General features: G+C 72.2%; 17 protein-coding genes, 1 pseudogene and 1 riboswitch. Of the genes and pseudogenes, 5 read left to right on the plus strand and 13 right to left on the minus strand.

Features of this window, described 5'->3' with window-relative positions; all coding sequences use genetic code 11:
• Positions 1-8: 8 nt before the first annotated feature.
• The 9 genes from AB0C66_RS30440 to ribD form a co-directional block, all read right to left on the minus strand.
• Positions 9-1,154 (minus strand): hemolysin family protein, encoded by a 1,146-nt coding sequence (locus AB0C66_RS30440; protein WP_362445706.1) that lies wholly within the window; start codon positions 1,152-1,154, stop codon positions 9-11.
• Positions 1,151-2,572, minus strand: a complete 1,422-nt coding sequence (locus AB0C66_RS30445) for a hemolysin family protein (protein WP_362445709.1) — start codon at positions 2,570-2,572, stop codon at positions 1,151-1,153. The genes AB0C66_RS30440 and AB0C66_RS30445 overlap by 4 nt, the downstream gene beginning before the upstream one ends.
• Positions 2,573-2,817: 245 nt before the next feature.
• Positions 2,818-3,273 carry a PH domain-containing protein gene (locus AB0C66_RS30450; RefSeq protein ID WP_362445712.1) on the minus strand — a complete coding sequence of 152 codons (456 nt, stop codon included), beginning with the start codon at positions 3,271-3,273 and terminating at the stop codon, positions 2,818-2,820.
• Positions 3,274-3,326: 53 nt separating this feature from the next.
• Positions 3,327-4,175 carry an ATP phosphoribosyltransferase gene (hisG, locus tag AB0C66_RS30455; RefSeq protein ID WP_362445715.1) on the minus strand — a complete coding sequence of 283 codons (849 nt, stop codon included), beginning with the start codon at positions 4,173-4,175 and terminating at the stop codon, positions 3,327-3,329.
• Between the two features lie 91 nt (positions 4,176-4,266).
• Positions 4,267-4,539 (minus strand): phosphoribosyl-ATP diphosphatase, encoded by a 273-nt coding sequence (locus AB0C66_RS30460; RefSeq protein ID WP_254741959.1) that lies wholly within the window; start codon positions 4,537-4,539, stop codon positions 4,267-4,269.
• A 36-nt stretch (positions 4,540-4,575) separates the two neighbouring features.
• Complete coding sequence (gene ribH, locus AB0C66_RS30465) at positions 4,576-5,061, minus strand: 6,7-dimethyl-8-ribityllumazine synthase (RefSeq protein WP_362445718.1); 486 nt, start codon at positions 5,059-5,061, stop codon at positions 4,576-4,578.
• Positions 5,062-5,178: 117 nt separating this feature from the next.
• Positions 5,179-6,552, minus strand: a complete 1,374-nt coding sequence (locus AB0C66_RS30470) for a bifunctional 3,4-dihydroxy-2-butanone-4-phosphate synthase/GTP cyclohydrolase II (protein WP_362445839.1) — start codon at positions 6,550-6,552, stop codon at positions 5,179-5,181.
• 80 nt (positions 6,553-6,632) lie between these two features.
• Positions 6,633-7,298 carry a riboflavin synthase gene (locus tag AB0C66_RS30475; RefSeq protein ID WP_362445721.1) on the minus strand — a complete coding sequence of 222 codons (666 nt, stop codon included), beginning with the start codon at positions 7,296-7,298 and terminating at the stop codon, positions 6,633-6,635.
• 1 nt (position 7,299) lies between these two features.
• Positions 7,300-8,379: a bifunctional diaminohydroxyphosphoribosylaminopyrimidine deaminase/5-amino-6-(5-phosphoribosylamino)uracil reductase RibD gene (gene ribD, locus AB0C66_RS30480; RefSeq protein ID WP_362445842.1), complete on the minus strand. Its 1,080-nt coding sequence runs from the start codon at positions 8,377-8,379 to the stop codon at positions 7,300-7,302.
• A gap of 185 nt (positions 8,380-8,564) precedes the next feature.
• A riboswitch (FMN riboswitch) is annotated at positions 8,565-8,695 on the minus strand.
• 196 nt (positions 8,696-8,891) lie between these two features.
• Between ribD and AB0C66_RS30485 the strand changes: the two genes are divergently transcribed.
• The 5 genes and pseudogenes from AB0C66_RS30485 (at position 8,892) to AB0C66_RS30505 (ending at position 14,159) form a co-directional block, all read left to right on the plus strand.
• Positions 8,892-10,109 carry an MFS transporter gene (locus tag AB0C66_RS30485; RefSeq protein ID WP_362445845.1) on the plus strand — a complete coding sequence of 406 codons (1,218 nt, stop codon included), beginning with the start codon at positions 8,892-8,894 and terminating at the stop codon, positions 10,107-10,109.
• Between the two features lie 102 nt (positions 10,110-10,211).
• The gene (locus tag AB0C66_RS30490; protein ID WP_362445724.1) at positions 10,212-10,919 is read left to right on the plus strand and encodes a winged helix-turn-helix domain-containing protein; all 708 of its coding nucleotides are present in this window, start codon (positions 10,212-10,214) and stop codon (positions 10,917-10,919) included.
• Positions 10,920-11,023: 104 nt separating this feature from the next.
• Positions 11,024-11,659: pseudogene (locus AB0C66_RS30495) on the plus strand (isocitrate lyase/phosphoenolpyruvate mutase family protein); the annotation flags it as partial.
• Positions 11,660-11,952: 293 nt separating this feature from the next.
• Positions 11,953-13,335 carry a solute carrier family 23 protein gene (locus AB0C66_RS30500; RefSeq protein WP_362445727.1) on the plus strand — a complete coding sequence of 461 codons (1,383 nt, stop codon included), beginning with the start codon at positions 11,953-11,955 and terminating at the stop codon, positions 13,333-13,335.
• Between the two features lie 125 nt (positions 13,336-13,460).
• Positions 13,461-14,159, plus strand: a complete 699-nt coding sequence (locus AB0C66_RS30505; RefSeq protein ID WP_362445730.1) for a DUF5995 family protein — start codon at positions 13,461-13,463, stop codon at positions 14,157-14,159.
• 47 nt (positions 14,160-14,206) lie between these two features.
• On the opposite strand, the gene AB0C66_RS30510 is transcribed toward AB0C66_RS30505, so the two are convergent.
• The 4 genes from AB0C66_RS30510 to AB0C66_RS30525 all read right to left on the minus strand — a co-directional run bounded on the left by AB0C66_RS30510 (position 14,207) and on the right by AB0C66_RS30525 (position 18,931).
• Positions 14,207-15,928, minus strand: coding sequence for an NAD(P)/FAD-dependent oxidoreductase (locus AB0C66_RS30510; protein ID WP_362445733.1), 1,722 nt, complete (start codon positions 15,926-15,928; stop codon positions 14,207-14,209).
• An 81-nt stretch (positions 15,929-16,009) separates the two neighbouring features.
• Positions 16,010-16,816 carry a carbon-nitrogen hydrolase family protein gene (locus tag AB0C66_RS30515; RefSeq protein ID WP_362445736.1) on the minus strand — a complete coding sequence of 269 codons (807 nt, stop codon included), beginning with the start codon at positions 16,814-16,816 and terminating at the stop codon, positions 16,010-16,012.
• Positions 16,817-16,992: 176 nt separating this feature from the next.
• Positions 16,993-17,448: an Lrp/AsnC family transcriptional regulator gene (locus tag AB0C66_RS30520; protein WP_362445739.1), complete on the minus strand. Its 456-nt coding sequence runs from the start codon at positions 17,446-17,448 to the stop codon at positions 16,993-16,995.
• A 10-nt stretch (positions 17,449-17,458) separates the two neighbouring features.
• Positions 17,459-18,931: an amino acid permease gene (locus tag AB0C66_RS30525; RefSeq protein ID WP_362445741.1), complete on the minus strand. Its 1,473-nt coding sequence runs from the start codon at positions 18,929-18,931 to the stop codon at positions 17,459-17,461.
• Positions 18,932-19,001: the final 70 nt, after the last annotated feature.

A 19,001-nucleotide genomic window follows, 5' to 3' on the forward strand; every position in this document is an offset into this window, starting at 1 on the left:
CGGAGCCCTCAGCGCGCGACCATCGCGGGCTGCTCGGCCGGTTCCGTTCCGGACGGCCGAGCGGGCTCCGGAGTGGACGGCTCGGCCACGGCGCCGCGCGGCTCGGCGACCCGGCGGCGCTTCTTGGCCCGGTGGGCGGGGTCCGTGACCTCGCCGACCAGCATCTCCAGGACGTCCTCCAGCGCCACCAGCCCCAGCACCTTCCCCGAGGCGTCGGTGACGGCCGCGAGATGCGAGGCCGCCCGGCGCATCACGGTGAGCGCGTCGTCCAGCGGCAGCTCCGCGCGCAGGTTCTCGATCGGCCGCCAGACCCGCTGCGGTACGGCGCGCTCCGCGAACTCCAGGTCCAGGACGTCCTTCACATGCAGATAGCCCATGAAGGCGCCGCCGGGACCGCGCACCGGGAAGCGGGAGTAGCCGGTCCGTACGGTCAGCTCCTCGATCTGCCGCGGGGTGACCGAGGGGTCGACGGTGACCAGGCCCGCCGGGTCGAGCAGCACATCGGTGACCGGGCGGCTGCCCAGCTCCAGGGCGTCGGCGAGCCGCTCGTGCTCACCGGGTTCGAGCAGTCCGGCCTGCCGGGAGTCCTCCACCAGATGGGTCAGCTGTTCACTGGTGAAGACCGCCTCGACCTCGTCCTTGGGCTCGACGCGGAACAGCCGCAGCACCACCCGGGCCGAGGCCCCGAGCGCCGCGGTGACCGGGCGGCACAGCCGTGCGAAGCCGACGAGGCCCGGGCCGAGCCACAGCGCGGTCTTCTCCGGCGCGGCCATGGCGAGGTTCTTCGGCACCATCTCGCCGATGACCAGGTGGAGGAAGACCACCGCGGCGAGCGCTATCGCGTAGCCGAGGGGGTGGACCAACTGGGCGGGCAGATGGGCGGCGTGGAAGACCGGCTCCAGCAGATGGGCGACGGTCGGCTCGGCGACCGCGCCGAGGGTCAGCGAGCAGACGGTGATACCGAACTGGGCGGCCGCCATCATCTGCGGCAGGTTCTCCAGTCCGGTGAGCACCGTACGGGCACGGCCGGAGCCCTCGGCCGCGCGCGGCTCGATCTGACTGCGGCGCACCGAGACAAGGGCGAACTCGGCGCCCACGAAGAAGCCGTTGGCGAGCACCAGCAGGGCGGCGAAGAGCAGTTGGACGAGACTCATCGCTCGGTCCCCTTCCCGGCGGCGATACCGGCGGCCGTACCGGCCGCCGGACAGGTGGCGGTGGTGGCGACGGCGGTACCCGTCTGCCCCACCGGCGTACCCGTCTTGACGCGGACGATGCGTACCAGTTCGGCCCGGTGGTGGCCGACCTGCCGGACGGCCAGTTTCCAGCCGGGCAGCTCGGCGGTGTCGCCGGGGACGGGGATGCGCGCCAGCAGGTCGGCGACGAGTCCGGCGACGGTCTCGTACGGACCGTCGGGCGCCTCGAGGCCGATCCGGCGCAGGGTGTCGACGCGGCAGCCGCCGTCGGCGTCCCAGGTGTGACGGCCGTCGTCGGTGACGATCTGGACGAGATCGGGTATATCGGCGGCCTCGTCGTCATGCTCGTCGCGGACCTCGCCGACGAGTTCCTCGACGATGTCCTCCAGGGTGACCACCCCGGCCGTGCCCCCGTACTCGTCGACGACCACGGCTATGGGCTGCTCGCTGCGGAGCCGCTCCAGCAGCGGCTGGACCGGCAGGGTCTCGGGCACCAGCAGCGGGGCCTGGGCGATCCGGCCGACGGGGGTGCGCAGCCGGTCGTGGGCGGACACCGCGAGGGCCTCCTTGAGGTGCACCATTCCTATGACCTCGTCCAGGCGGTCGCGGTAGACCGGGAACCGGGAGAGTCCGGTGGCCCGGGTGAGGTTGAGCACGTCCTCGACGGTGGCCGTGGACTGGAGGGCGCTGACCCGCACCCGCGGGGTCATCACATGCTGTGCGGTGAGATCGCCCAGGGACAGGGTCCGGACGAACAGATCGGCGGTGTCCTGCTCGATCGCGCCCGCGCGCGCCGAGTGGCGGGCGAGCGAGACCAGCTCACCGGGGGTACGGGCGGAGGCCAGTTCCTCGGTCGGCTCCACGCCCAGCATCCGCACCAGCCGGTTGGCGACCGTGTTGAGCAGGGCGATGACCGGCCGGAAGAAGCGGGCGAAGGCGTACTGCGGGCCCGCCACGAACCGGGCGACCTGGAGCGGCCGGGAGACGGCCCAGTTCTTGGGCACCAGTTCGCCGATGACCATCTGTACGGCGGACGCCACCAGCATGCCGATGACCACGGCCACACCGGGTACGGCTCCGTGCGGCAGCCCGGTGGCCCCCAGCGGCACGGTCAGCAGATGGCCGAGCGCGGGCTCGGCGAGCATGCCGACCACCAGGGAGGTGATGGTGATGCCCAGCTGGGTGCCGGAGAGCTGGAAGGACAGCTCGCGCAGCGCCTCGACGACGGTGCGGGCGCGCCGGTCGCCCTCGTCGGCGGCCCGCTCGGCGTCCGGTCGCTCGACGGTGACCAGACCGAATTCCGCCGCCACGAAGAAGCCGTTGGCGAGGATGAGAACGAGTGCCGCGCAGAGCAGCAGAAGAGACAGGGTGGTGCTCATGCCGCCGCCTTGGGGTCGGCGGCGGCGCAGGTACTACAGGACGATCCGTCCATCTGCGGAGGGAGTCACTCCTCGGGTCGCAGGGAAGCCCGCCGGCCGCGCGCGGGGCGCGCGGACAGGAAGAGGCGGGGTGGGGCACCGTTCGGCCCCGGCAACAGGGTAATCAAGGATGGGGCGTCACGGGCAGGCCCTTCGGCCCGATCGAGTGCCGCCCGGCCGCCGCGGACCGGCCGCGAACGCCAGGATCAGGCCGATTCACCGCCCGTGCCGTGCCGCTCGGCCAGGGCCCGCAGCGCCCGCGCGTCATGGATGGCCCGCTCCTTGGCGATGCCCGGCTGGATGCCCATGGCGGGCAGGCTGGTGCCGTCCGCGAGGTCCAGGAAGACCCATGGATCGCCGGGCCGCAGATTGACCCGGAGCACCTCGGCCCACTCCAGACGGCGCTTGGTGGTGAGGTTGACCACGGTCACCCCGTCCGCGTCGGCCACCACCTTGGGGCGGCTGAGCAGCACCAGCACCCCGAAGAAGATCAGGCCGGTGATGATGAAGCTGGCCTTCTCTCCCGGGCTCAGACGCTCCAGGAGCAGACCGACCGCGGTGAGCGCGAGGACAACGGCGGTGCCGACGGTCATCAGGACCGCCCGGGTCCTGGTCGGCCGGAAGGTGACGGGCAGGGCGGGCAGGGGCGCGGCGGAGGACACGTGGGCGGTCTCTCGTGGGAGGTGGGTGGGCGGGGTGGCCGGGGTGGCCGCGGTCAGAGCCGGCAGGCGTGGATCCCGGTGGTGAGGATCGCCCGGGCACCCAGGTCGTACAGCTCGTCCATGATCCGCTGGGCGTCCTTGGACGGGACCATCGAGCGGACCGCGACCCAGCCCTCGTGGTGCAGCGGGGAGACGGTGGGCGACTCCAGACCGGGGGTGAGCGCCACGGCGCGCTCGACGTGTTCGACGCGGATGTCGTAGTCCATCATCACGTAGCGCCGGGCCACCAGGACGCCCTGCATCCGGCGGAGGAACTGCCGCACCTTGGGGTCGTCCGCGGGGGCGCCGGTACGGCGGATGACCACGGCCTCCGACTCCAGGATCGGTTCGCCGATGATCTCCAGACCGGCGTTGCGCAGGGTGGTGCCGGTCTCCACGACATCCGCGATGATCTCGGCGACCCCGAGCTGGATGGCGGTCTCGACGGCGCCGTCGAGGTGGACCACATCGGCGTCCACGCCGTGATCGGCGAGGTGCTTGGTGACCAGTCCGGCGAAGGAGGTGGCCACCGTCTTCCCGCCGAACTCGCTGACGTCCGCGGCGGTGCCGGGGAGGGTGGCGTAGCGGAAGGTGGACCCGGCGAACCCGAGCTGCATGATCTCCTCGGCCTTGGAGCCGGAGTCCAGCAGCAGATCCCTGCCGGTGATGCCGATGTCGAGGCGGCCGGAGCCGACGTACACGGCGATGTCCCGGGGGCGCAGGAAGAAGAACTCCACCTCGTTGTCGGAGTCGACGAGGACGAGCTCCCTGCGGTCCTTGCGCTGCCGGTAGCCCGCCTCATGGAGCATCGCCGACGCAGGCTCGGACAGTGAACCCTTGTTGGGGACGGCGATGCGCAGCATGGGCGTTCTTTTCCTTCGGTAGCGATCGGTGGTGCGGGAGAGCGGTGGTGCGGGAAAGGGGTGGCGTGCGGCCCGGAAACCCGGAGACGGCTCAGAGGTGAGCGTAGACGTCGTCGAGGGAGAGGCCCTTGGCGACCATCATCACCTGAAGGTGGTAGAGGAGCTGGGAGATCTCCTCGGCGGTCGCCGCGTCGCTCTCGTACTCGGCGGCCATCCACACCTCGGCGGCCTCCTCCACCACCTTCTTGCCGATGGCGTGCACACCGGACTGGAGCAGCTCGGCGGTGCGGGAGGTGGCGGGGTCGGCCGTGGCGGCCTTCTGCTGGAGCTCGGTGAAGAGCTCCTCGAACGTCTTGTTGGCCATGATGCCCGTCATCCTACTGGTGCGGGCCGACCCGGCTCAGCGCCAGGGTTCGGCGACCGAGCGCAGGGTGGTGGCGGTGGCGACGGCGGCGGTGACCGCCTCGTGGCCCTTGTCCTCGCTGGATCCGGCGATCCCGGCCCGGTCGAGCGCCTGCTCCTCGGTGTCGCAGGTCAGCACGCCGAAGCCGATGGGGACTCCGGTGTCCACGCTGACCTGGGTGAGGCCCTGGGTGACGCCTTGGCACACATACTCGAAATGCGGGGTGCCGCCGCGGATGACCACGCCCAGGGCCACGATCGCGTCGTAGCCGCGGCCCGCCAGGACCTTGGCGACCACCGGCAGCTCGAAGCTGCCGGGCACCCGCAGCACGGTGGGCTCGGAGATGCCGAGCTCGCCGAGGGCGCGCAGCGCGCCGTCGACCAGCCCGTCCATCACCTGCTCATGCCACTGGGCGGCGATGACGGCCACGCGCAGATCGCCGCAGTTCTTCACGGACAGTTCAGGGGCGCCCTTACCGCTCACGTCTCTCCTCGGTGCGTGTTGTGCCCCCGTACGGCTTCCGTACGGGTCGTGCTGAAGTCGTGCTGATGGGACTCGTCGTGCTGATGGGGCTCGGTGGTGGTGTGCTCGGGTGCGCGGCTACTGGTTGCCGCAGGCGGACACGGGTTCGGCGCGGTCGCCGTCCAGCCAGGGCAGATCGTGCCCCATCCGGTCCCGCTTGGTCCGCAGATACCGCAGATTGTGCTCGCCGGCCTGGACCGGCATCGGCTCCCTGCCGAGGACCCGCAGACCGTGGCGGACCAGGGCCGTGGTCTTCTCGGGGTTGTTGGTCATCAGCCGCAGCGAGCGCACTCCGAGATCGGCGAGGATCTCCGCGCCCGCGGCGTAGTCCCGCGCGTCGGCGGGCAGCCCCAGCTCCAGATTGGCGTCCAGGGTGTCCCGGCCCAGCTCCTGGAGCTGGTACGCGCGCAGCTTGGACAGCAGGCCGATGCCGCGCCCCTCGTGGCCGCGCAGATAGAGCACCGCACCGCGGCCCTCCGCGGCGACCCGCTCCAGCGAGGCGTGCAGCTGGGGGCCGCAGTCGCAGCGCAGCGAGTGGAAGACATCGCCGGTCAGGCATTCGGAGTGGACGCGCACCAGCACGTCCTCGCCGTCGCCGAGCTCGCCGTGGACGAGCGCGATGTGCTCGACGCCGTCGGCGGTGGAGCGGTAGCCGTACGCCTGGAAGTCGCCGAAGGCGGTGGGCAGCCGGGTCTGGGCCTCGCGCCGCACACCGGGCTCCAGCGCCTTGCGGTGGGCGATCAGGTTCTCGATGGAGATGATCGCCAGATCGTGCTTACGGGCGAACGCGACCAGGTCGGGCAGGCGCAGCATCGCGCCGTCCTCGCCCGCGATCTCGACGATCGCGGCGGCCGGGCGCAGCCCCGCCAGCCGGGCCAGGTCGACCCCGGCCTCGGTGTGGCCGTCGCGGGAGAGCACCCCGCCGGGGCGGGCGCGCAGCGGGAAGATATGGCCGGGGCGCGCGAAGTCGCCGGGGACGCTGTGCGGATCGGCCAGCAGCCGCAGGGTGGTGGCCCGGTCGGCGGCGGAGATACCGGTGCTGACGCCGTGCTCGGCGGTGGCGTCGACCGAGACGGTGAACGCGGTGCGCATGGACTCGGAGTTCTGCTCCACCATCTGGGGCAGCTCCAGCCGGTCCAGGTCGGCGCCCTCCAGGGTGGCGCAGATCAGCCCGCGGCACTCGGACATCATGAAGGCGAGGATCTCGGGGGTGACCTTCTCGGCGGCCACGATGAGGTCGCCCTCGTTCTCCCGGTCCTCGTCGTCCACGACCACCACGGGGCGGCCCGCGGCGATCTCGGCGACGGCGCGCTCGACGGAGTCCAGCGCCAGCTCGTCGGGCCACTCCCCGGCGGTGCGCGCGGCCCGCAGCGGGGCGGGGGACGGTGTCGGCTGCGCATGCGGCTGCGGCTCGGCGGTCTGCTGCGCGGTCTCCGCGTATGCCTCGCTCATGAGACTCCTTCCAAGGGCGGGCGCGCTCTCGGCCTCGCGGTGGATCGGTCCGGGCCCGGCGTCCAGCCGGTCGGCGACGGTCATGAGACGGCCTCCCCTTCGGTGGTTCCGGACGCGGGGGTGGGGCTGGGGGCGGCGCCCGGGGCGCGGTCGCCGAGCATCCGCTCGACGTACTTGGCGACCACGTCCACCTCGAGGTTGACCGGGTCGCCGGGCTGTTTGACGCCGAGGGTGGTGAGGGCGAGCGTCGTGGGGATCAGGCTCACGGTGAAGTGGTCGGAGCCCGCGTCGACCACGGTCAGGCTGATGCCGTCGACGGTGATGGAGCCCTTCTCCACGACGTAGCGGCTCAGGTCGGCGGGGAGCGAGATCTTGACGATCTCCCAGTGCTCGGAGGGTGTCCGCTCGACGATGGTGCCGGTGCCGTCGACATGCCCCTGGACGAGGTGGCCGCCGAGCCGTCCGCCCAGCGCCATGGGGCGCTCCAGGTTGACGCGGGAGCCCACGGCGAGCGCGCCGAGGCTGGACCGCTTCAGGGTCTCGGCCATCACATCGGCGCTGAACTCACCGCCCGCGGAGCCCTCTTCGCGGTCCACGACGGTGAGACAGACACCGTTGACCGCGATGGAGTCGCCGTGCTTGGCGCCGTCGGTGACGACGGGGCCGCGCACCTGGAAGCGGGAGGCGTCGCCCAGGTCCTCGATGGCGACGATCTCACCCAGCTCTTCGACAATTCCGGTGAACACTTCAGTTCTCCTCGGCGAGGGGGGCTGCGGGAACAGCGGTGACGCGCAGATCGGGCCCGAGCCGGGTGATATCGGCCGTGGTGAGGCGCAACGCCTGCGCGATGGTGGTGATTCCGGCGTCGGCGAGGGCGGCGGGGCCCGCGCCGAGCAGAACGGGCGCCAGATAGCCGACGACCTTGTCGACGGCCCCGGCGGCGAGGAACGCCCCGGCGAGCGTGGGCCCGCCCTCGAGCAGTACCGAGCGCACCGAGCGGGCGTGCAGGACGGCCAGCAGCGCGGTGATGTCGAGCCCGGCACCGGGGGTGTCCGTGGCACGCGGCAGCCGTACGGTCTCCACCCCCGGCAGATGGCCGGTGTCGGCGTCCTCGGCGACGGCGATCAGGGTGGGCGCCGTATCGTCCAGGACCCGGGCGCCGGGGGTGACGGTCGCGCGGGTGTCGACCACGACGCGCAGCGGCTGGGTCGCCCCGTCCCGGCCGCGTACGGCCAGCTGGGGGTCGTCGGCGCGGAGCGTGCCGGAGCCGACGACCACGGCGTCCGCCTCGGCGCGCAGCCGGTGCACATCGGCGCGGGACGCGGCCGAGGTGATCCAGCGGCTGGTGCCGTCGGCCGCGGCGCTGCGGCCGTCCAGGGTGGCGGCGTACTTCCACAGCACGAAGGGGCGGCCGCGGCGCGTCGAGGTCAGCCAGGCTTCGTTGACCGCCTCTGCCTCGTCGGTCAGCGGCCCGGCCGCCACGTCGATCCCGGCGGCCGCGAGGGTGGCGGCGCCGCCCCGGGCCTCGGCGGTGGGGTCGGCGACGGCGTAGCGGACGCGGGCGATCCCGGCGTCGAGGAGCGCCTGTGCGCAGGGGCCGGTGCGGCCGGTGTGGTTGCAGGGTTCGAGGGTGACCAGCGCGGTCCCGCCCCGGGCCCGCTCCCCCGCGGCGCGCAGTGCGTGGACCTCGGCATGCGGCCCACCGGCCCGCTGGTGCCAGCCCTCGCCGACGGTGCGGCCCCGTGCGTCGAGGATGACGCAGCCGACGACGGGGTTGGGGCTGGTGTGGCCGAGGCCGCGGGCTGCGAGCGCGACGGCATGACGCATGGCGTCCGCTTCGGCTGCGGCTTCGGTGGCCACCGGGTCCTCCTGCCTCTTCGGGCACGGACTCCGGGGCTGTCGAGAACGACACGAACGAACTACGGCGCCGCCAGTACACCGGGATCGGCAGACGGGCCCACACCTGTGCAGCGCGGACCGCCGATGGCGGCGCACCGGTGATGTCGCATTCGCCGCGCACTGCCTCCCATCCGGACTTTCACCGTCGGTCCAGGAATTTCACCTGGTCAACCGACCGCTGGCGGCGGACGGGTCGCGGACTGTAACCGCCGGTTCGGATTTTCACCGACCCCGGAGTGCGCTGACGTCACTGGTACGGGCCCAGTGTGCCACGACGATCAGCAGACATGGAGGCCCACCCCCTGTGGCCTCCCTCACCCGGACGGGTGGCGGTCCGGCCGGTGGACGGCTCCCGGGTGCCGGAGGCCGGGGGCCGGGGCGCGGGATAGTTTGCCCACCGGTACCAACCGAGACCAGGGGAGGGAGCGACAGCCATGAGCATGGTCCCGGTACGGCGGGCGCGGTGGGCCGTCGCCGCGGTGTTCGCGGTGCACGGCGCGGTCACCGGCAACTTCGCCACCCGCATCCCCTGGATCCAGGAGCGGTTGGACATCGGCGCGGGCCAACTCGGCCTGGCGCTCGCCTTCCCCGCGATCGGGGCGTCCTTCGCGATGCCGCTGGCGGGGCGGATCAGCCACCGCTTCGGGGCCCGCGCGGCGCTGCGCGGACTGCTGGCGCTGTGGTGTCTGTGGCTCGCGGTGCCCGCGCTGGTGCCCGGTCCGATGTGGCTGTGCGGCGCGCTGTTCGTGTTCGGCGCGACGGCCGGGATGTCCGACGTCGCGATGAACGCCCTCGGCGTGGAGATCGAGACCCGGCTGGGCCGCCCCATCATGTCCGGGCTGCACGGGATGTGGAGCGTGGGCGCGCTCATCGGCTCGGCGGCGGGCACGGTCGCGGCCCACGCGGAGGCGGACGCCCGGCTGCATCTGGCCCTCGCCGCCGGGACGCTGACGGTGCTGGGCACGATCGCCTGTCACCGGGTCCTGGACCCGCGCGGCGCGGCCGAGGAGCATCCGCCGCCGCGGTTCGCGCTGCCGCCGCGATCCGCGCTGATCATCGGCGCGGTGGGGTTCTGCGCGGTGTTCGCCGAGGGGGCCAGCCTCGACTGGTCGGCGGTCTATCTGCGGGACGTCATGGACTCCTCCCCCGGGGTCGCCGCCGCCTGCACCACGGCCTTCTCCTGCACCATGGCGGCGGCCCGGCTGGCGGGCGACGCGATGGTGGGCCGGTTCGGGGCGGTACGCACGGTACGGGTGGGCGGGGTGCTCGCCACGCTCGGCGGCCTCGGTGTCGTCACGGCGCCGCACGCGGGGCTCGCGATCGCGGGCTTCGGCCTCATCGGGCTGGGCATCGCGGTCGTCGTACCGCTGGCCTTCGCGGCCGCGGGCCGCAGCGGTCCGGCCCCCAGCCAGGCCATCGCGGGCGTGGCCACGATCACCTACACCTCCGGTCTGGTCGCCCCCGCGGCGATCGGCTCGATCGCGGACATGACCTCGCTGACGGTGTCGTTCTGCCTGGTCACCGTCCTCGCCCTGGGATTGGTGGCGGGCGCGGGCGTACTCCGCGGCGCGGCCCATGAGCCGGGCCGGGAAGCCGCGCACACGCCGGGCGAAGCGGCCGCCGCGCCCGACGCGACGCAGCGCACACCCTCCGGCTGACGCCATCCACGCCGGACCGTGCGTACGAGGGGCACGCACACCCCGCACACCGCCCGCGACGGTTCGGCCGCCACCGAACGGTCAGGGGCGCACCATGGAGACATGACGCCATCACCGCACCGCGGTCCGCGGCTCGCACGGCTGGCCGCGCTGCTCGCCGACGAGACCCGTGCCGCCATGTGTCTGGCGCTGCTCGACGGACGGGCGTGGACCGCGGGCGAGTTGGCGCGGTACGCCGGGGTGGCCGCGTCGACCGCCACCGAGCATCTGAACAAGCTGATCGACGGCGGACTGCTGGCCCAGGAGCGGCAGGGCCGGCACCGCTATGTGCGGTTGGCCGGACCGCAGGTGGCGCAGTTGATCGAGGATCTGTCCGCGCATGCCGCACCGCCGCCACCGCCGCGTACGCTGCGCGCCTCCGGCGCGAGCGGGGCGCTGGCGCGGGCGCGGACCTGCTACGACCATCTGGCCGGACGGCTGGGCACCGCGATCACCGACGCGATGCTCGAGCGCGGACTGCTCCAGGGGTCGACGGGGTTCGCGGTGACCGACAGCGGTATGGGCTGGTTCCGGGAGCTGGGCGTCGATCTGACGGCGGCCGCCTCGCGCGGACGGCGGCCGATGGCCCGCAGCTGCCTCGACTGGACCGAGCGGCGGCCGCATCTGGCCGGGGTGGCCGGGGCCGCGCTCTGCCGCCACGCCCTGGACACCGGCTGGTGTGTACGCATCGGCAGCGGCCGCGCGCTGCGCGTCAGTCCGGACGGCGAACGGGCCCTGCGCGAGCTGCTGGGCGTCGGCTCCATGGCCTGAACGCGCCCCCCGCGACGGTTCGGTGGGGACCGAAGCGATACGGACCTACCGTCGGATCCATGAGCGATCACCAGGACTCCACGGGCCCCTCCGCCTTCCACCGGATGCACCACGGCGCACGGCCGCTGCTGCTCCCCAACGCCTGGGACCACGCCTCCGCCGCCGCCCTGGTCCGCCGCGGCTTCCCCGCCGTCGGCACCACCAGCCTGGGGGTGGCCGCCGCGGCCGGGCTGCCGGACGCGACCGGGGCCACCCGCGCCGAGACCCTCGCCCTCGCCCATGGGCTGGCCCGGCTGTCCGTGCCGGTGAGCGTGGACATCGAGGGCGGGTTCGGCGAGCGGCCCGAAGAAGTCGCGGCCCTCGCGGCCGAGTTGGACGCGGCCGGGATCGCCGGGGTGAACATCGAGGACGGCCGCCCCGACCACACCCTCGCCCCGCTCGCCCGGCAGTGCGCGGTGATCGCGGCGATCAAGGAGCGGGCTCCCCGGCTGTTCGTCAACGCGCGCACCGACACCCACTGGCTCGCCGCCACCGGCGCCGCCGACACACCCCGGCTGTCGGTCACCGCCGAGCGCCTCGAGGCGTACGTCCGGGCGGGGGCCGACGGCGTCTTCGTCCCCGCGCTCACCGACGCACACCACATCGCCGCGCTCGCCGACGACCTCGGCGACACCCCGCTCAACATCCTGTACTCCCCCGGCCACCACAGCTACGAGCGCCTGGCCGAGCTGGGCGTACGGCGGATCAGCTGCGGTTCGCTGCTCTTCCGCGCCGCGCTGCACCACGCGGTCGAACTGGCCTGGTCCCTCGCCCACCCCGGGGCGGACACCCCGAGGACCGCCACACCGAGGACGGCCGCGCCGAAGAGAGCCACCCCGCCCCGCCCGGTTACGGGGACGCGCAGTCGCTGGCGGACGCCTTCACGGAAGCACAGGCGTAAGAAGCGCATTTTCGGCCAACTAACATTGCTCCGATTTCCCCGCGGACCTCTCTCAGCCCCGCGGAGATGCCCCAGCAAGGAAGTGGAGCGGTTATGGGCCTCGGCGTGCGCTGGACCCTGCACGGCGACGGGCGCACCCCGGCCCCCGGAGCCGTCGTCAAGCCGGATGAGCGGCTGTCCTGGCCGAGAACGGCGGGTCTGGGCGCACAGCATGTGGTCGCGATGTTCGGGGCGAGCTTCGTCGCCCCGGTGCTGATGGGGCTCGACCCCAATCTCGCGATCATGATGTCCGGGGTCGCGACCATCCTGTTCCTGCTGGCGACCCGCGGCAGGGTGCCCAGCTATCTGGGGTGCAGCCTGTCGTTCGTCGGCGTGGCCGCGGTGATCAGGGCGCAGGGCGGCGGCACCGCGGCCGTCACCGGCGCGATCCTGGTGGTCGGCGGCGCGCTGCTGCTGAGCGGGCTGGCGGTGCGGTATTTCGGCGCGCGGATCATCCACGCCGCGATGCCGCCCGTGGTCACCGGCGCGGTGGTCATGCTGATCGGGTTCAATCTGGCGCCGGTGACCGCCGGGACGTACTGGCCCGCGGACCAGTGGACGGCACTGCTGACGATGCTGGTCACCGGCGCGGCCGTGGTCTGTCTGCGCGGGTTCTGGTCACGTATCGCCATCTTCCTGGGGCTGCTCTTCGGCTATGCCGTCTCCTGGCTCTTCGACCGCGTCTTCGGCAAGATCCACTCGATCGACGGCAGCGGAAAGATCACCGACCACTGGCGGCTGGACCTGTCGAAGGTGTCCTCGGCGGACTGGATCGGTCTGCCCTCCCTGCACGCGCCCAGCTTCGGGGGGTCCGCCGTGCTGGTCGCCCTGCCGGTGGTCATCGCGCTGATCGCGGAGAACGCCGGACATGTGAAGGCCGTCGGCGAGATGATCGGCGATCCGCTGGACGACCAGCTCGGTACGGCCATCGCCGCGGACGGCGCGGCGACCATGCTCTCCACGGCGGTCGGCGGCCCGGCCACCACCACCTACTCGGAGAACATCGGCGTCATGGCCGCCACCCGCGTCTACTCCACCGCGGCGTACTGGGCGGCGGCGTGCTTCGCACTGCTCTTCGGCCTCTGCCCCAAGTTCGGCGCGGTGGTCGCGGCCGTCCCCGGCGGGGTGCTGGGCGGGATCACCGTGATCCTCTACGGCATGATCGGGCTGCTCGGCGCGCAGATCTGGGTGCACAACGCGGTGGATCTGCGCAATCCGCTGAATCTGGTGCCGGTCGCGGCCGGCGTGGTCATCGGCGTCGGCGGGGTCGGTCTGAAGATCAGCGAGAACTTCGAGCTGAGCGGGATCGCGCTGGGCACCATCGTGGTGCTGGTCGGCTACCACGTACTGCGTGCCCTGGCACCGGCCCACCTCAAGCCGCGGTCGCCGCTGCTGGACGAGGGCACCAGCGGCTACGACGACCAGCGCCCGGCGTAACCGCGGCACCCTCGCTTTCACCGGACGGCGGCCGGGTGACGGTTGTTGACGGACCGTTAAGCCGATACGGGGAAGCGCGGGCGCCCGGCCGGACGGGACGGGGCCGGACTGCCACGCTTGCGTCCATGACGATGCCGACCGGCGCGCGGCCCGCACCGCCGCGGAACGTGAAGAGCGTCGTGGCGCGGATGCGCGCGTTCGGCGCGGTGCTGCCGCCCCGGGACGGGGTGGCGGTGTTCAACCGGGTGTACCTCACGGTCACCGAGGAGGTGGGCCGGGAGCTCGCGGCCGGGTACTTCCAGGACGCGGCCGCCACCGAGGAGTTGGACGTACGCTTCGCCGGGCGCTATCTGGCCGCCGTGGACGCGGTGGCGGTGGGGCGTCGGCCGCCCGCGTGCTGGCGGCCGCTGTTCGAGCTGCGGCTCCATCCCCACGTGCGTCCGGTGCAGTTCGCGATGGCCGGGATCAACGCCCATATCGGCCATGACCTGGCGCTCGCGCTGGTGGACACCTGCCGCGCCCGGGGTGCGGAACCGGCCGCGCTGGAAGGGGACTTCGACCGGATCGGCGCCCTGCTCACCGGATTGGAGGAGCGGATCCGGGAGGAGCTGATGCCCGGCCCGGATCTGCTGGACGTGGCCGATCCGCTGACCCATCTGGTGGGTTCCTGGAGCCTGGACCGGGCGCGGGACGCCGCGTGGGCGGCGTTCCGCGCCCTGTGGGGGCTGCGCGGACTCCCTGAGCTGGCGGAGGAGTTCACCGAGCGCGTCGACGCGAGCGTGGGCCTGGTCGGGCGCTTTCTGCTCACTCCCCTCCCGTCCTGACCGGCGCCCTGATCAGGTCAGTCCTGGCGGGGGCGGATCCGATCCGCTCAGTCCTCCGGCAGCTCCACCGGCGCGAGCTCGTCGTAACGGTCGCCCGGCCCCGGGTTCTTGGCGTCGGTGGCGCCGCCGAACTGGTGCATCACACCCCACACCGCGTTGAGCGCGGTCTGTACGGCGCCCTCGGCCCATCCGGCCGTCCAGGAGATGTCGTCGCCCGCGAGGAAGATGCCCCGCTGGTCCGCGGGCAGCCGGTCCTGCATGAAGTGGGTGAACAGCCGCCGCTGGTAGCGGTAGTGGCCGGGCAGATTGGCCTTGAACGCGCCCATGAAGTAGGGCTCGTTCTCCCAGGAGACGGTGACCGGGCTGCCGATGATGTGCTTGCGGATGTCCACCTTCGGATAGATCTCCGAAAGGGACTTGAGCATGACCTCCATCCGCTCGTTCGGCGACAGCGGCAGCCACTTGAGGCTGTCGTCGCACCAGGTGTACGAGAGGCAGATGACCGCCGGCCGGTCCGGGCCGTCGTCCAGCAGATAGGTCCCGCGGGTCATCCGGTCGGTGAGCGTCATGCTCATCGTGTCGCGCCCGGTGGGCTCCCCCTTGTCGTCGACGGCCTCGTCCAGCCAGAACGGACGGTCCACCGGGACGAAGAGCTTGCTGGACTCCATGTAGTGGGTGCGCTCGATCGCCGTCCAGTGGTCGATCGGGAAGAGCGAGTCATCGCAGTCGATCTTGGAGAGCAGCATCCAGGACTGCGCGGTGAAGACGACGGCCCGGTACGAGCGGATGTCCCCGTGCGCGTCGGTGACCACGACACGGTCGCCCGCGGCGCGGTGCAGCCGGGTCACGGCCGGCCGCGGCTCACCGTGGTGCAGGGACGACAGCGAGGTGCCCTGCGGCCAGTGGACGATCTTCTCGGGCTCGCGCTCCCACAGCCGCAGCGGAAGCTGCTGGCTGCCGCCGACGATGCCGCGGTGGTGGTCGTCCGCCTCGGTGTAGACGACGCGGAGGATCTCCAGGATGGAGTTGGGGAAGTCGGTGTCCCAGCCACCGGTGCCGAAGCCGACCTGGCCGAAGATCTCCCGGTGCCGGAAGGAGGTGAAGGCCGAGGAGTCGCAGAGGAAGCCGTAGAACGTCTGGTTGTCCAGCTTCTCCACCAGCCGCGACCAGATCTCCTGGATACGCGGTACGTCCCGCTCGCGGAGGGCGCGGTTCATATCGGAGAAGTCCGCGCCCTCCTCCAGGCAGGCGTTCCAGGCGTCCATGACCTCGCGGTAGACCTGCGGGAGGTCGTCGATGGTGCGGGCGTAGTGCGACTCGCCCTTGAGGTCGACGACGGTGGAGGGGGTCTCGGGCGCCAGCGGGTTGGGGAACGGCCGGGTCCGAAGCCCCACCAGGTCGATGTAGTGCTGGAGCGCGGTGGAGGACGGCGGGAAGCGCATCGCGCCCATCTCGGCGGTCAGCGACGCGTCACAGCCCTCGAAGCCGACGGTGCGCAGCCGTCCGCCGATCCGGTCGGCCTCGTAGACGACGGGCTTGAGGCCCATCTTCATCAGCTCGTACGCGGTGATGATGCCGGACAGACCGCCGCCGACGACCGCGACCTCGGCGCCGTGCTCGGTGGCCGGGATCTGGCCCAGACCCGCCGGGTGGGCCAGGAAGTCGTCATAGGCGTAGGGGAAGTCCGGCCCGATCATGGTGATGGGCGGGAGGGCGTCGGCCTGCTGCGGCTCGTGCTCGCCGGGCACGGCGGTGGGCATGGACGTCATCGGTACGGACTCCTTGCGGTGGTGCGGTGTGCGCGTGGGGGGACGCGGGACTATGGGCGGGGCGGAGGCGGGCGCCGGGGCTCAGGTCAGCGAGCCGTAGAGCCCGGGGCGGCGGTCGCGCAGATAGGGGTTGGTGGTGCGCGAGGCGGTGAGCAGCCCGGGGTCGGCGTCGCCGATGACCAGCTCCTCGCCGTGGCCCGCCCGGGTACGGGTGGTGCCGTCGGGGCTCGCCAGACAGCTCAGCCCCACGAAGTCGAACTCGCCCTCGTGACCGGTGCGGTTGACGTAGGCGATATACATCTGGCTCTCGAAGGCCCGTACCGGTACGAGGTATTCGGCCACGAACTGGAAGGGGTGCATCTGCGCGGTGGGCACCACCAGCAGATCGGTTCCGGCCAGTGCGTGGGCCCGGACGTTCTCCGGGAACTCCACGTCGTAGCAGATCAGGATGCCGACGGTGAGCCCGCCCAGCCGGGCCTGGACGACGGGGGTGTCACCGGGGGTGAACGCGTCGCGCTCGAAGCAGCCGAAGAGATGGGTCTTGCGGTAGTTGGCCAGCTCGGCACCGTCCGGGCCGACCAGCCGGGCCGAGTTGTGGACGGTCTCCGGCCGGGTGCGGTCGCGCTCGGGGTAGCCGTAGAGGACGGCGAGGCCGTGCGCGGCGGCGATGGCGGCCACGGCCTGTCCGCCGGGCCCGTCGGCGGGCTCGGCCAGCTCCTGGATCCGGTCGCCGATGGCATAGCCCGTGAGGAACATCTCCGGGGTGATCAGCAGCCCGGCCCCGTCGGCCGCGGCACGCTCGGCGGCCGCGTCGAGGGCCTTGAGGTTACGGGCGGGGTCGCCGGGGTGACCGGAGCTCTGGAGCAGGGCGGTACGCAGCGGCGGCATGGGCAGACCTTGGGAATCCAGGGGGAGGAAGCGGACACCAGAAACGGTACGTGTGGCCGAGAACCATCGACAAGGCACGTCCGTTGCGCATCTGCCGTCGATTCATTACGCGTTTCCGGCCCGTGGCGGCGATATGTTGCGCACGGGCCGGTGACGCCTTCCGTTCCCCGTCCGGATCAGGCCGGAGCGCCGGAGCTGAACCGCCGCAGCAGCGGCGAGAGCACCAGCACCGACTTGGTGCGCTCCACGAACGGCTCCCCCGCGATGCGCTCCAGCACCCGTTCGAAGTGGCGCATATCGGAGGCGAAGACCTGGACGACGGCGTCCGCGTCGCCGGTGACGGTCGACGCGGACACCACCTCGGGATAGCGCGACAGACCGCGGCGGATGTCCTCGGGTGAGGTGTTGTGGCGGCAGAAGAGCTCGATGAACCCCTCGGTCTCCCAGCCGAGCGCCGCCGGATCGACCCGCACCGTGAAACCGGTGATGGCCCCCTCGCTCCTCAGACGGTCCACCCGCCGTTTGACGGCGGGGGCGGACAGGCCGACCAGATCGCCGATATCGGCGTAGCTGCGGCGGGCGTCCTGGGCGAGGGCGTGGACGATGCGTTCGTCGAGGTCGTTCAGTCGCACTGCGGGGGAGTCACTTCTCTGCTGTGGCCAGTCGGGATCGGCGCATGCCGTATCCGAAGTACAGCACAAGCCCGACGGCCATCCAGACACCGAAGACCACCCAGGTCACCACTTCCAGACTGCCCATCATCCACAGACAGAGCGCGAAGCCGATCACCGGGAACAGCGGCGAGAGCGGCACCCGGAAGGTGCGCTCCATGGTGGGCCGGGTCCGGCGGAGCACGATCACCGCGATGTTGACGAGCGCGAAGGCGAACAGGGTGCCGATGCTGGTGGCGTCGGCGAGCTGACCCAGCGGGATCGCGGCGGCCAGGACGCCGCAGAAGAGCGAGACGATCACGGTGTTGGCGCGCGGCACACCGGTGCGGGGGTGGACCGCGGAGAACACCTTGGGCACCAGGCCGTCGCGGGACATCGCGAAGAGGATGCGGGTCTGGCCGTAGAGCACGGTCAGCACCACGGAGGCGATGGCGACGACCGCCCCGGCCGCCAGCAGCACGGCCCAGAAGCTCTGCCCGGTGACCTTCTCCATGATCCCGGCGAGCGCCGCCTCGGAGCCGTCGAACTGCTTCCACGGCAGCGCGCCCACGGCGACCGCCGCGACCAGGCAGTACAGGGCGGTGACGATGACCAGCGAGAGCATGATCGCGCGGGGCAGGTCACGCTGCGGGTTCTTGGCCTCCTCACCGGCGGTGGAGGCGGCGTCGAAGCCGATGTAGGAGAAGAACAGGGTGGCGCCCGCGGCGCTGACGCCCGCCATGCCCAGCGGCATGAACGGGGTGTAGTTGCCCGCCCGGATACCGGTGAAGGCGACGGCGCAGAACAGGATCAGGGCCGCGATCTTCACGCCGACCATGATGGTGTTGGCCCGCGCGCTCTCCTTGGCGCCGCCCAGCAGGAAGGCCATGGACAGCAGCACCACCAGCAGCGCGGGCAGATTGAAGACCCCGCCGTCACCGGGCGGGGCGGACAGCGCGTCGGGGATGGTGATGCCGAGGGTGCCGTCGAGCAGTTCGTTGAGGTACTCGCCCCAGCCGACGGCGACCGCCGCCACCGAGACGCCGTACTCCAGGATCAGACACCAGCCGCACACCCAGGCGATGAGCTCGCCCATGGTGGCGTAGGCGTACGAGTACGAGGATCCGGCGACCGGGATGGTGCCCGCGAGCTCCGCGTAGGACAGCGCCGAGAACAGGGCGGTCAGCCCGGCTATGACGAACGACACGGTGACCGCGGGCCCCGCGTCCGGGACGGCCTCGCCGAGCACCACGAAGATGCCGGTACCCAGGGTGGCGCCGATGCTGATCATGGTCAGCTGCCACATTCCGAGCGAACGCCGCAACGATCCGCCCGCGCCCTGTCCGCCCTCCGCGACCAGCCGTTCCACGGGCTTGCGCCGCATCAGCCGGGCGCCGAACCCGGCCGTCGGAGGCTCTGGCTCCGGGCGCGGGGTCGTGGGCGGGGCTGCGCCGTGCTCCAACACTTGGGTGGCTCCTTATTTCTCACTGCCGGTCAGGGTGACGACGACCGACGGCGGACATGCGGCTGCCCGA

The organism is Streptomyces sp. NPDC048636 (assembly GCF_040650655.1).
Taxonomy (GTDB): domain Bacteria; phylum Actinomycetota; class Actinomycetes; order Streptomycetales; family Streptomycetaceae; genus Streptomyces.